Origin of the sequence: Pseudacidovorax sp. (assembly GCF_017991995.1) — a bacterium.
GTDB lineage: Bacteria > Pseudomonadota > Gammaproteobacteria > Burkholderiales > Burkholderiaceae_C > Xenophilus.
The window spans coordinates 33,735-45,926 of sequence record NZ_JAGOPN010000031.1 but is presented as its reverse complement, the minus strand read 5'-3'; the positions used below and the strand labels follow the sequence as shown (position 1 = coordinate 45,926).

Here is a 12,192-nt window from a genome sequence, read left to right as displayed (position 1 = left end):
CGATGAGGGCGCTGTCGCCGATGTCGCCCTGCACGAAGACATGGCGCTTGTCGCCATCGAGCGAGGCGAGCGTCTGGAGGTTGCCTGCGTAGGTCAGCTTGTCGAGGTTGACGACCGGCTCGTCGGCACCAGCCAGCCAGTCGAGCACGAAGTTGGCGCCGATGAAGCCGGCGCCGCCTGTCACAAGGATCATGGAAGTAAGACGAAGGGTTGAGAGATGCGGGCCAGCACCCTGCGCCTTTGCACCGACTGCCGGAATGTTGAACATTATGAGGCAGGGTTTGCACTTACTCCAACTTACATGTGATTGTTGTTTTCCGAGGACGGTGGGTTGAAGGCGGTGCTTTCGTTTGTGACGCCGTATCGTTTTTATTTTTTATAAGTTTCGTTGTCCGTCCTGTCGTCAAAACGCCTGCTTTTTAAAAGCAGTGCGCATAGTGGTTGACGCATTATTCGTCTAGGATTACAAGTGAATGGCCCGTGAAGCCCGGCAGTGGCAAACCCCGTCAGGGAAGTGCCAAAAACCTGCAGGAATTTTTTTCGCACACTTGTTGGCAGCTACTGTATTCCTCGGGAAAGAAGATCACGAGAGCTTTGCTCGGCTTGGTTCTGCTTATATATTCTAGATATTCTCCCTGCCTGATTCCGGCTCATGTCCTCACCTCCAGGTATTCTCCTGTTATTTTTCCGTTGATAATTTCGACCCTCTTGATTTCATAGTTGCCTAGTTCTTCCTCCTGATCCGGAATCACCTTGGATTGCCAGACCGCAGGTATGTAGCTCCCTTCCTTGTACTGAACATTTGCAAAAAGTTCTTGCCCGGTCTTCGCGTCCCGATAGATGTGGAGCTTTAGCGCATATTGCTTTTCTCCCGGATTTCTAATTTGGTAGGGGTAGCAGCGCTTCTCTTCCAGCACTTCTGCGTGGGTTGCGCCGAGCGCGGCGCGCTGCCCTCTACTCGTTGGGTTGATGGAGCTTGCTCCGGCGCGGCTGGAGCGGAATGAAAATCTGCGATTACCTTGAATATCTTAGAAATGACTGACCCTTGAACTCGGGGCATTCTTCGTATTTCCCTTCAGTATCGAAATAGTAGTCATAGTTGATTTCAGAAGCTGTTCGAAGATCAATCACGACACCGTTTCCGGATTCGATATTGAGGCGTTGTCCATCCTTCAAAAAGCCAGCGCCGAAAATACCACTGCTTAGGCCAAATGTTCTGACAATCTTGTTTTTCTCCAGATCTATCAATGTCGCCTCACTGTCCTGGGGGTGATTGGCATTGAATTTAATTGGTTTTCCCCAAACCAGCGCCTTGGTTCTATCGCACTTGATCTGGTAGCCGTCTACCGTGTGTGTGTATTTGATGGCGCGGATCTGCCGTAATAATTGAGAAACAGATATTGGGTGCTGCGCTTCCGGCCTTCTCGCATCTGCGTGCGAATTGAGGGCAACGACAACCACGCATAGAGGCAGTAATATTCTAGTCATGCCGATATTCGCCAGCGCCACCTTGATTATTCGACAAGTTTATCTGCGCCAAGCACATATTTGAAAATCGGTTCCATTCCAGCAGCCCGTGTCCGCCTTGGAGCGAATTGCATCTCCCCAACCATTCTGTATACCGTCAGTGGTCATGCCACTTACCTTGGCTCTACCTCTGTCTATGACGAAGACGGTAATGGTTGACATGTCCTCAAATATTGGTGGATGGCTCTCAGGATGTGGCGCCCATAAGGTGAAGGTTCCACCGCCCTCACGGTGAATTTCGCAATCTCCCTTGTAAAGTGCGCGCTCTGGGGCCGTTATTTCGATTCTGCAGGCCACTGCTTTTTCATCGGGGAAACAGAAGAAAGACAAGCAATATAGAGAAAAGAAGAGGAGGGTCTTTGATTTATTGATCATTCCAACATTTTTAGCTTGAAACTTCGGATCGAGTGGCCTGAAAACCGTGCTTACCTATGAGCGGCAATCAGTTATCTACACTAAGCGAGTGGATAACGTTCATGATTGTTTGCTTATTAACTTCCTTGTTCCTGAATTCGCCCCCTCCTACAACTGTATGATCTGCCTTTGTAACGCAGAATCCTAAATAAGATGGGCCGGCGTTTTTGCGGGTTTGAGCAAAGAATATTCGACCCTTCATACCATCTCGACTGAACGAAGATTGAAGCGTATAAGTGGAAGGAATTCTCCAGTTTTTACGGCTACATGAGTCTCCTCCAATTGGGACGGGCAGACCCAAGGGATCGTCCGGCGGATCGCAAGAAATCCAGAGCCAATAAGAACGAAAATTTTTTGGCGATTCGATGGACCACGAAACTCGACTTTGCACAACAGTCGCATCCGCGGCTGAGATCTTCTTGCTTTTCTTCTGATCCATAAATATCGTCCAGCGCCCATCGAACCATAGGCGGGCGCTGTCAGGATTGCGGACCGACATCCTGCAACCGTCGAAACTTGCTTGCATTCTGTGAATTCCTACTTCAAAAGACGGTTGATATGCCTTCAAATCGAAGGCTTGCTGCCCGTATATCTGGTCGACAAGAGCAACACCCGTGATGAAACTCAGAACCAATCTAGGCGAACGTCGCGGTATATGGGGCTTCATGAATCAAAGATGATGTCGTATTTCGCCTCGATCCTGGACGTGATCGGCGGATTGGAGATTTGTGAGTTCAGCTATTTGTTTATTTCGAGATGGCGATTATTAATCGTTTTATAGAATCGTGATCTTTCTTCAAAAGGAAAGCATTCAGAAATGCTCATCGAAAATTCCTTTCCTTTTTTGAAGGAAGTTGCGCACATTAAAACGTATCCGGGGCCGTGGCGGGCGGAGCGGTACTGCACCTGATTTATTCCAGTGAGCCATCCATTCATAACAACGGTGCGTTGTTGGTAAGTTCTATATATTTCTTCCGGGAACGGAGGTTTGTTCACCGCCGACTCAATGGCATGATATTGATCTTTTCCACTAAAGCCGTTGATCTTTTTAATCCAGATGGGGTCTGGACCGCGTACCACTGCCAGTTTTCTGCGATCAAAATTAGTTACGTACGGTTCATTCGGAATGACCGCGCTTTGATAAATCTCAACGAAGGCCGTCCCGACAAGCTCACAACTTTCTATGGTCAGTCCTAGTTCTCTAACGCTTGGAGCTTCTCGGCACTCCGAGGCTGCAGCAGTTGCAGCCATGCTTAAAGACAATCCCGGAATTATCAGAATCGATAGAACGATAAGTCTCATTGCTTAGCGGCGTCCATGGCGGCGAAGAGAAATTGATGGTTTTCGACAAAGGCAACGTGGGGCGGATGCGTCCTATGGTGACTCCTAAATTCGCGTATCAAGCGCGGCTGTGGGATATGTTGCTCAGAATGATTTTCCTAATATTTTTCAAAGGTCTGCCAACGTGCTTTGCGACATTCCTCCCGGGGAAACCTTTCTAAGTTTCTATCTTCCGGGACGTATTCAAGTTTCCCATTCTCAAGATTGATCACTTCGCCTGAATTCGATGCTATAAAAGCATATTTTTTGTTTTTCAAGAACTCTATGTCCATAACTCCTTGCGCGAGGATCTTTCTTTTGGCGCCGAGCGGATTTTTACTGTCCACAATCGTTACAAATCCAATTTGTGGAGCATTGAAATTTAATTCATCGGGTACGCCCCAAGCCACTAGTTTTGTTTTTGAACAGTTGACCTTGTAGCCAATAATCGTTCCTCTAGTATTTACGGAAATAGCCGTTTCGGCAGTATCGGTCTGTATTTTCAGTCTTTTGCCGTCAATTGTTGCACCCAGTATTTCTGCTTTTGCGGTGCAAATGTAGACTGTAACTAAAGCGCATGCTATTCGGCTAAAATTTTCCCGAAGATATTTATACTTTGATTTTTTGCGGTTACCTTCAAGGCTTTGGGCGTAATTCATATGGACATTCTAGGACGACCCGATTGCGCGTCTTCTTAGATTGCGAGCGCAGAGTTGGCAGTCTGAGGAAAAAGCAATGAATGTGCAAAAACTAAATTTCTCAGCTTTTACAGATGTATTTCAGATGCTTTTGATATTTCAGGGGTATTTTTTTTATCTGTGACTCGCAATCCTCGTCGCCATTCCGTTCCATTAAAAAAGTGAAAGCTGGACGGGATTTAATTGAAGTTAGTTGATCATATAAGTTGATTCCCTCTAAGCAGCATCCAGATGACTCTCGCAGAATGTAGTAGCCGTCTTTGAATGTTATCGACATGTAGGTGCCCGAAAAAACAAGTTTATACTTGCCATTTATCATTTTGTAGATTTCGTGCTCGCAAGTTTGTGCGCAAAGACCTGTAGTTTCAATTTCGGGATACCCATCTTTTTCTAAATCGAGCAACGTAATGTCGGCAAATGGTTTTTCGTATCGACTGATTTTGAGAGAATATATTTTTGCGCCGTCCCGTTCGATGATTCCATAGATGAAGTTCGGAGTTCGCTTCGTCTTAAGATGGAACTCGGAAATGAAGCCGTCCTTTGATAATGAATTTGTTGAAGCACAGAATGCCAGAAGCGCAATAAATAATTTTTTCACGGCATATCATTGAAAAACTTGTAGATACTGTCAGAGTAGTTCTGTCGTCTATCCAGTGCGAGGATGCCTCCGTTTATCGCTAGTGTTACCTTCTCCACCAACGTGGAGGAGTATGAGGAGTTTTCGAGACAATTGATTGTGCTTCTGTCGCGTCCCTGCCTTTTTGCGCCCATACCGCGGTGAGGTGAGACTGTCCAATACCAACCGCCCGCATCCATTGAAGTCAAGGGGTCAGATGCAACAAACTGCGGATTGGTGATTTCCGGAGCTCTAGGCTTCCCATGGGGTAACCACCACGGATCATCGAAGCTTGAAAGCGAAATCCATCCTCGAAAAACCCAGTAGTATGCATAATTAAAACGCCCTGTTAGCTGCTTAAGTCCTCTACCTCGGAACTTTATGTGATCCCTACTATCTTTGTTTCCATTTTTTCTTATGTATTGATCGAAGTAATGCTCATTGGAATCGTCAAACCAATGACTGCTTTCGGGCTGATAACTGCCTTTGGTCTGGCCGCCTTCAACTATTAGGTTTAACTCCTGTGATTCAACCGCACCTTGTCCTAAAAAGAGCGTTAGTCGAAGGGGTGAGATAATTCCATATTTGCGTAAAGTCAAATTTAGTGGGATTAGATACATCGCCAAGTTCTGGCTTTTTATTCGAGAGTAGATCCGGCGCATTTCTGTAGCACCTAACCAGTGTCCGCCCCGCGCGTGTGAAATGAGGCGCTTAGGATGCAGGTGCCACTGTGCCTCCTTGTACTCCTGCGGCAGGTCATCGCAGCCGAGCGCTTCGCAGTGCGCCGCAAACTCTTCCCAGCCCTGGCCTTCAGACATCCGGAATTCCTCATCCGTCTTCAGCCATTCATAGCGCTGGGTGATCGTGGCCTTGTCCCATTCGGTCGGAAATCGGCAGATCGCGTACTCGAGCTTGGCGCGGACTTCCGGTACGTTCAGCCGTTTGGCCAGCGCGTCCCGATCTTTGAGGGTTTCGCGTTGCGCGGGGTCGCGGATCAGGCGCTTGAGTTCGACCGAATCGCAGCGCTGGTCCAACGGGTTGGTGTCGTCGTCAAAGCACTGCCAGCCGCGGAATGCCGGAAAGTCCGCATCGCTGAACTTGTAGGTGCCCGGCGCATTGAGGTCGGCCCACACATGGCCGCTGTCGGTGGGTATGGGCCGCCAGTGGGCGGCGTTGGCGGGCAGGGGGTCGGGCCCCAGGTTGCGGCCAAAGCGCAGTAGTTCGTACCAGCCGCTCGGGCTGCTGCGCGCCTGGTCGGCGGCGCTCAGGTCGTTGTGCCGGCGGTTGGCCTCCTTGTACATGTCGTACTCGAAGTCCTTTTCCACATGCGGCTGCCCGATGCGCTGGCCCACCAGCAGGCCGCCGGCCCCGGCGGTGGCGCGGTAGCTGGTGAGCGTGGCATCGCCGCCCTGGGCCGCTGAGCCTGAGGCGCCGTAGCGGATTTCGACCCACTGCGCCTCGTGCAGCGTGTCGGGCACGAAATGGTCTGTCGCGGCACTGGCGCCGGCCGTCGGCTTTTCATACAGATGCGACTTCGGCGCGCTGGTGCGCACGGGTGTGCCGGCGGGCAGGTAGACGTAGATGCTGCCGAACACGGCATCGGTTCTGCCGTTGTCCTTGGGTGGGGCGCCGGGGTCCGTCCAGCGCATCGGTCGGGCGGGGCCCAGCAGTTGCTGCAGGTTGCGGGCGTCCAGGCAGATCTCGAAGTGCAGCCGTCCTTCCTGACCGAACAGGCGCCCGGCGGTGCCGATGGCGTCCTTGCGCCAGATGGGTTTGCCCGGCCGCACGGCGGCCTCGATGCGGGCCAGGTGCATATACACGCTGTAGAAGGTGATCTGCGTCGGGGTGTCGCCTGTGGCGCCGATGTCGGTGGTGTGGCGCACGATCACGAGGCCGATGTCGGTCCAGGCCGCGTGTTCGCCGTAGGGGTTGTAGTTGAGTGGGTGCTTCGGATCGTCGCTGTGGGGCGCGCTGTCGCGCCGGTAGATCACGGTGCCGTCGGCAATCGCCCGCACGGGCAGCCGTTGCTTCTGGGCGTCGCACGGCGCGTCCAGGTGCATGCCGTTGTGCCAGGTGAGCTTGCTCACCAGCGGAAAGGAGCCTTGGGGTGCGCCCCGGGTGCCGTGGGAGGCATCGGTGCATTCGGGCATGGATGCATCGAGGAAGGCGGCTTCGTTGGCTTGCGGCGGCGGCAAAAAGGGCGGGCTGATGAGCATGGTGGGCGGCGACTGGAATGGCGGCTAAGCGGGCACGGAGGGGCGCGACGAAAGTGCGAAAAGAAGGCGCGTGGAGCGCGGCGCTGCGGCGATCGCCGCCGCGTCAGCTGGAGGGGCCGAAGCGGCGCCCCTGTCGCCGCTCGGGTGGGTAGTCGCCCTGCGCAAAGTCCTGGCTCTGCACGGGCCGGCTCATCGGCCCCACCTGCGCATGCAGCGCCGCATGCTCCTGCCAGGTGCCGGCGGTGCCGTGGCGGATGCCTTGGGCGCTCCACTCGGTGTAGCTGCCGCCGCCGATGACCACGACCTTCTTGCGTGCCTGGATGCGGATGCGTCCTTCGATGCTGGTGATGCGCACGTCCTTGTGCGCCAGCAGCACCATCTCGCCCTGGTGGGCCTGCACCTGGATGGGTCCGCGACTGGCGATCCAGCGCAGGCCGCCTTTGCGCACAAAGGCGCGCACGCCCTGGGCCGCGCTGGCCAGCCAGCGTTGCGCGGTGCTGATCGACAGGTGCTGGCCGGTGGTGACAGCGGTGTGCGTGCCGCTGTGCAGGTGAGCGCTCTCGGGCACGCTGGCCACGATGCCGGCCGGGCTGGCCAGCACCATGTGCGGGGCCTGGAGCGGATCGGGGTTCGGGCGCTCGCCGGTGTCGCCGGCGATCTGGTCGTTCTGCGTGCGTAGGGCTTTCTGGACCTCGTCCTGGTCCTCGCCGGCCTGCTGGGCGCCGTGCACCTGTGCGGCCTCGGCCAGCGCATCGTGCTGCTCATGCGCGCCGCGCAGGCGCTGCACCGTCTCGTCCATGTCGCGCATCGCGCCGAGCGCTTCGGGTCGTCCCTCAGTGGTGATGAGCATCCCGTCCTTGGCGCGCAGTACGCCGTGCCCATCGGTGCGCAGCTCGAAGCCCTCGCCGCGCGCGTCCTTTCGGCCCTGGTGGTCCTCGATGCGGGTGATCGCCCCCAGGCTCAGGCTGGAGTGCTGGTGGTCGCTCTTGAGTTGCGTCTGGATCTGCCCGGCCGTGTCGTCCATCACCAGGTGGTTGCTGCGTCCGGCCGCGCTATTGCCGCCGCCGTCGGTCAGCTCGCGGCTGCGAAAGCCGCTGAGTGCGGCTTGCTGCGGCAGTTGCCAGGGCGGCAGGTTCAGTTGGTTGTGCACCCGGCCTGTGCAGATGGGCAGGTCCGGATCGCCGCCGAGGAAGTCCACGACCACCTCCTGCCCGATGCGCGGGAGGTGCACGCCGCCCAGCTGGTTGCCCGCCCACGGGCTGGAGACGCGCAGCCAGCAGCTGCTGTGCGGGTTCTCCTGGCCTTGCCGGTCCCAGGGAAACTGCACCTTGATGCGGCCGAGTTCGTCGGTCCACAGTTCCTGGCCCGCGGGGCCGACCACGCGGGCGGTCTGCGGGCCGTGGGTGTGGGGCTTGGTGCGGGTGAGTGCCGGGCGCAGGGGCTCGGTGATCGGATGGGCGAGCAGGTCCACCTGCGCCCGCCAGCGTTGCTGGGCCTGGGGTTGAGTCACCGCGTTTAGCGCCGCCTGGCTGTCCTGCCCCACGTCCTCGATGAGGAATTCGGTTTCCAGGACCAGATATTCCGCATTGGCTGCCTCCCTTGGATGGCCCTGCAGCACGAAGCTGAAGCCAGGCACCATGCCGCGCAGGTTGCCGCTGGCCCGTGCGCGTGCACCCGCTGTGCGCAGCTGCTGCATGCGAAGCCGGGCGATCAGGTCGCCCTCGGCCAGCGGGTCGTTGGCCCCCGCGGTGCCGGCGCGTGGCTGGGCGTAGTGGCTGCCACCGAGGCTGGCATGCCAGGCGTAGACCTCCGCCTCCGCAAAGCCCGTCGGCCGGGGATCGCTGCGGCTGACCGTCAGGTCGGCCCGGGGGCGGGTGTAGTCGTGGTCGCGGCTGCTGTAGCGCCCGCTGGCGAGGCGGCTGGCGGGCATGAAGGCATGCAGATACTCGGCGTCGAGCTTCCAGCCGGGCGGGTGATAGCTCACCTGTCGGTAGGCCTCGCTGGGGTTGGGTGCAAAGGCGCCCAGATGGTCCGAGAGCACCAGCCGGTGGGCGCCCGCGTCGTGCTCGAAGTGGTAGCTGATGCCCCACTCCTGGCACAGGCGCTCGAAGAAGGCGAAGTCGCTTTCGTTGAACTGGGTCTGGTAGTCGCGCAGGGGGAAGGACTCGGCCAGGCGCTTGTCGACGGGGAAGGGGTAGTTCGCCAGGAGGGCGTCGAGGATGTCGACGACGGTGGCGTTCTGGAAGATGCGGCAATCGGCGTTGAGGGTGGCCAGGTGCAGCCAGGGGCGCAGCACGAGGCGGTAGCGCAGGTGTCGGCCATGCTCGCCCAGCAACTCTGCTTCGGTGATGAGGGCGTTGATCTGGCGGACGCCGGCGCCGAGGTGGTCCACGGCATCGCCGACACCGCCGGGCACGAAGGTGCCGGCACCATCGAGGTCGATCTCGCAATGGATCTCGCGGCCGATCAGCGCGTCCAGGTCGATGTCGGCGCAGGCATCGGCCAGGGCGCCGGGGTCCAGCGCATCGGGGGTCTGCAGGAGCAGCTCATAGGTGAAGAGGGCATTGACGCCCTCGTGGCCCGACAGCCGCACGGGCTGCAGCAGGGGCGTGCCGGCAAAGACCGGCAATGCGGGCGAATGCACCCGCAGCGTGTGTGACAGCGTGGACATGGAAGCCTCTCCCTTTGCGCCGCGCTTTCGCTTGCTTTGTTATGGGTGCGAAGGCGGCGCGGGGGAGGGTAAATGCGGGTCTTGGCGGTCCGCGGCACTCGGCGCGGACCACCGCAACTTTTGCCGCGATCCGTGGAATAGTTCCCCGGCTCAAACCTCCGCATCTGCGGATGGTCGGTCCTCACGCGGCCGGCAGAAAAAAGTTGTCCATTTGGAAAAAACGCGGCGATGCCCGAGGCATCCGGGCAATGTGCACGCTCCTTGCATCGCATGCCGGATCGCGCACAGGAGTCGGCATGAGTCACGCATCAGAACAGGTCCCCGTTCCCCAACCCGATCTGGCCGCACGGCTGGATGCGATTCACGCATTCCTGCGTTTGACTTCTTTTTTCGTATCCCGCGTGACGCTGGGCAATGCCATCGAGGGCTATGCGCGGGTGCACAAGCTGACGCCGCTCCAGGCGGCGTGCGAGGTGGAAGAGCGGCTGTCCGAATCCAGCCTGGCGCCTGCCCAACTGGTGGGCTATGCGGGGCAGGCGTGAGGACGGGGCGGTGCGCGGAGCCCCGTCGCGGTGCGGCTAACGGTGCCTGCGACGGGCGCGCCAGGCCAGCGTGGCGTAGTCCTTGAACAGCAGGTCGCGGTACAGCATGTGCAGGCCGCGCAGCAGGAACACCACGCAGAGCAACGCAGCGGACACCGTGACGACGATGTAGCCGCCGCTGCCCGCGCTGGCCGGTGCCGCCACAAAGATCGCGAGAAATACGACCAGAAAAAGCAGGATGGAATAAAGCAAAAGAACCAGCCCGCGCCATTTCCCAAGCCGGCGGGCCGCGTATTCGGGACTGAAAATGAATTTAAGCATTCGTCTTGCGCACCGGACCGGCAAAGCAATGGCAGATCACGCCCATTTGGGCTTCTTGTAATTGGCCGCGGCGCCAGGGTCCTTGCCCGCCTGCTGCTGTTGCTGCTGGTACAGTTTTCTCAGCGATTCCTGCGTTTCTCCAAAAAGGGTGTCGTATTCGTCGGATTCTTCCAATTGAATCGAATCGCCGCTTCTGCGCAATTGGCCGCGCTGCTCCAGGTCGTTGATGACCTTGTTGACGACGCCGCGCGACAGGCCGGTGTAGGAGGCGATGAGCGCCTGGGAGATGCGCTTGCTGAAGGCCCGGGTGCCCTGCGGTGCGAGTTGCGTCAATTCGTGCAAGACGCGTGCCACCATCTTCTCGGCCGACAGGGTGCTTCGGCGGCGCAACTGGCGCCGGAGCATGTTGGCGCGTTCCAGGCTGATGTCCACCAAAGCCATCGAGATCGAGGGGTACTGTGTACAGAGTCCGCGTACGATGTCCATCGGCAGCACGTACACCGCCGAGGGCAGGGCGGCCACCAGGGTGAGTTCGGAGATGTTGGGGCGGTCGGCCTGGGCAAGGGGGCCGCTCAGGTAGATGTCGTTGACGCGCAGGAAGTTGGTGGTGATGAGTTCTGCGCGGGCTGTGGCGTCGGTCGGCAGGCCCACCCGCAGCAGTCCCGAGGCAACGCAATACATCGAAAACGCAGGCTGGCCCGTAAGTAGAACTACGTCATTTTTGCGGAAGTGGCGCAGTTCCACGAACCGCATCAGTTGCTGGCGCACCCCTTGGGGCACCTCGGAAAGCAAAGGATGAATCAACATGCGCGTACAAGCCGGCCGCAGCCGAAATAATGAGTAGCGCCCAATGTGACGATTCGCTGCATGCGTTGCAAGGAGGCTGAAAGTAGTAACGCATGCTAGAAGCTGGGATGTGGGCTTGTGCGCACGAAATCATCGGAATTGAAGACTTGCTGACACTTTAGGCTTAATAAAAGTGAAGGAAATGAGAAAAAATCTCTACCTCTGCAAGATTTCTACTGAATTCAGCAACGATTAGCGGTTTGGTTGTAAAGGGGCTCCGCCAGCCCCAAGCAAGAACGCCCATGGCCCTGTGAAGGGGCCATGGGCGTTGTGCTTTGCGGGGTGGGGCAGGCCGCTGGATGGCTTGCCAAGGGCGGCCGCGGCGGCCGGGATGAGGTCAGGTGCCGCTGGCGGGCACCCACCCCTCGGGCCCATGCGTGAAGGCCTGGCGCAGCTGCAGGCTGCCCGCGCCCTGCACCACGCGCGCCACCATGGGAAACACGCGCTGCGCATCGGCGTCGGCGGCCCAGGGCGCGGGCTGCACGTGGTAGGTGTAGGTGACGACCACCGGGCCGCCGTCGGCCGCGGGGTGCCCGGGCTCGGGCGCCCAGCCGACGATGCGGTCGAGCGTGAGGTGGGCGGCGCAGAAGTCGGCCGGCGCCGCGGTGCCAGTGGCGGTCTTGCGGGCGATGAAGTACTTCTGGCCTTCGGGGGTGAGCGTGTAGCGCGTGGCGGCGGTGGCGGGCGCCTCGGCCGTGGCGGGCAGGGCGATGTCTTCGGCCTGCACCAGGCCCAGGTGCTGCAGCACGGGCATCTGCACAGCGTCGCGCGCATGGGCCCGGGCCTCGGCCGGGGTCACGTCGATGGGCCAGCGGGGCTTGCCCAGGCACAGGTCGCCGTGGCGGGCCAGGTACAGCTCGGTGGCGGCATGCAGGGCGCCGGGGTCCACGGTGGCTTCGTGCTGGCAGCCGGCCAGCAGGGCGGCGGCGCAGAGCAGCGCGGCGGCAGCGGTCACGGCCAGGCGGCTACGCGGGGCGACGGGGCCAGGGGCGGGAAGGGGCAGGGTGGTCGGGGTCATGGG

The 12,192-nt window shown here is 58.5% G+C and carries 13 protein-coding genes; 1 reads left to right on the top strand and 12 read right to left on the bottom strand.

Annotation, left to right across the window (positions count from 1 at the left end):
- The 9 genes from KBC94_RS28045 to tssI all read right to left on the bottom strand — a co-directional run.
- Window positions 1-193, bottom strand: a 193-nt coding sequence (locus tag KBC94_RS28045; RefSeq protein WP_294368388.1) for a GDP-mannose 4,6-dehydratase, incomplete at its 3' end; no start/stop codon positions are given.
- 457 nt (window positions 194-650) lie between these two features.
- Window positions 651-917 (bottom strand): hypothetical protein, encoded by a 267-nt coding sequence (locus tag KBC94_RS28040; protein WP_294378577.1) that lies wholly within the window; start codon window positions 915-917, stop codon window positions 651-653.
- Between the two features lie 97 nt (window positions 918-1,014).
- Window positions 1,015-1,509 carry a hypothetical protein gene (locus tag KBC94_RS28035; RefSeq protein ID WP_294378575.1) on the bottom strand — a complete coding sequence of 165 codons (495 nt, stop codon included), beginning with the start codon at window positions 1,507-1,509 and terminating at the stop codon, window positions 1,015-1,017.
- A gap of 460 nt (window positions 1,510-1,969) precedes the next feature.
- A complete protein-coding gene (locus KBC94_RS28030; protein WP_294378573.1) occupies window positions 1,970-2,608 on the bottom strand; it encodes a hypothetical protein in 639 nt (212 codons plus the stop codon).
- A gap of 71 nt (window positions 2,609-2,679) precedes the next feature.
- Window positions 2,680-3,192 carry a hypothetical protein gene (locus tag KBC94_RS28025; RefSeq protein WP_294378571.1) on the bottom strand — a complete coding sequence of 171 codons (513 nt, stop codon included), beginning with the start codon at window positions 3,190-3,192 and terminating at the stop codon, window positions 2,680-2,682.
- A 188-nt stretch (window positions 3,193-3,380) separates the two neighbouring features.
- Entirely contained in the window at window positions 3,381-3,920 is a 540-nt protein-coding gene (locus tag KBC94_RS28020; RefSeq protein WP_294378569.1) for a hypothetical protein, read from the bottom strand.
- Window positions 3,921-4,020: 100 nt separating this feature from the next.
- Window positions 4,021-4,557: a hypothetical protein gene (locus KBC94_RS28015; RefSeq protein WP_294378567.1), complete on the bottom strand. Its 537-nt coding sequence runs from the start codon at window positions 4,555-4,557 to the stop codon at window positions 4,021-4,023.
- On the bottom strand, window positions 4,554-6,791 hold the full coding sequence (locus tag KBC94_RS28010; RefSeq protein WP_294378565.1) for a hypothetical protein: 2,238 nt from the start codon (window positions 6,789-6,791) through the stop codon (window positions 4,554-4,556). Before KBC94_RS28010 ends, KBC94_RS28015 begins: the two co-directional genes overlap by 4 nt.
- Before the next feature lie 103 nt (window positions 6,792-6,894).
- Window positions 6,895-9,462 (bottom strand): type VI secretion system Vgr family protein, encoded by a 2,568-nt coding sequence (gene tssI, locus KBC94_RS28005; protein WP_294378563.1) that lies wholly within the window; start codon window positions 9,460-9,462, stop codon window positions 6,895-6,897.
- A gap of 401 nt (window positions 9,463-9,863) precedes the next feature.
- On the opposite strand from tssI, the gene KBC94_RS28000 reads away from it, so the two are divergent.
- The gene (locus KBC94_RS28000; RefSeq protein WP_294378561.1) at window positions 9,864-10,004 is read left to right on the top strand and encodes a hypothetical protein; all 141 of its coding nucleotides are present in this window, start codon (window positions 9,864-9,866) and stop codon (window positions 10,002-10,004) included.
- Window positions 10,005-10,040: 36 nt separating this feature from the next.
- Here KBC94_RS28000 and KBC94_RS27995 read toward each other — a convergent pair whose 3' ends face one another.
- From KBC94_RS27995 to KBC94_RS27985, 3 genes are all read right to left on the bottom strand, one after another.
- Window positions 10,041-10,325, bottom strand: a complete 285-nt coding sequence (locus tag KBC94_RS27995) for a hypothetical protein (protein ID WP_294378559.1) — start codon at window positions 10,323-10,325, stop codon at window positions 10,041-10,043.
- A 36-nt stretch (window positions 10,326-10,361) separates the two neighbouring features.
- Window positions 10,362-11,132: a Crp/Fnr family transcriptional regulator gene (locus tag KBC94_RS27990; protein WP_114804004.1), complete on the bottom strand. Its 771-nt coding sequence runs from the start codon at window positions 11,130-11,132 to the stop codon at window positions 10,362-10,364.
- 376 nt (window positions 11,133-11,508) lie between these two features.
- Complete coding sequence (locus KBC94_RS27985; RefSeq protein WP_294378556.1) at window positions 11,509-12,189, bottom strand: hypothetical protein; 681 nt, start codon at window positions 12,187-12,189, stop codon at window positions 11,509-11,511.
- Window positions 12,190-12,192: the final 3 nt, after the last annotated feature.

Bases quoted from the DNA above. Each gene is read 5' to 3' on its own strand.
- KBC94_RS28030 (WP_294378573.1), bottom strand. From the start codon at position 2,608: ATGAAGCCCCATATACCGCGACGTTCGCCTAGATTGGTTCTGAGTTTC.
- KBC94_RS28025 (WP_294378571.1), bottom strand. From the start codon at position 3,192: ATGGCTGCAACTGCTGCAGCCTCGGAGTGCCGAGAAGCTCCAAGCGTT.
- KBC94_RS28020 (WP_294378569.1), bottom strand. From the start codon at position 3,920: ATGAATTACGCCCAAAGCCTTGAAGGTAACCGCAAAAAATCAAAGTAT.
- KBC94_RS28010 (WP_294378565.1), bottom strand. From the start codon at position 6,791: ATGCTCATCAGCCCGCCCTTTTTGCCGCCGCCGCAAGCCAACGAAGCC.
- tssI (WP_294378563.1), bottom strand. From the start codon at position 9,462: ATGTCCACGCTGTCACACACGCTGCGGGTGCATTCGCCCGCATTGCCG.
- KBC94_RS27995 (WP_294378559.1), bottom strand. From the start codon at position 10,325: ATGCTTAAATTCATTTTCAGTCCCGAATACGCGGCCCGCCGGCTTGGG.
- KBC94_RS27990 (WP_114804004.1), bottom strand. From the start codon at position 11,132: ATGTTGATTCATCCTTTGCTTTCCGAGGTGCCCCAAGGGGTGCGCCAG.
- KBC94_RS27985 (WP_294378556.1), bottom strand. From the start codon at position 12,189: ATGACCCCGACCACCCTGCCCCTTCCCGCCCCTGGCCCCGTCGCCCCG.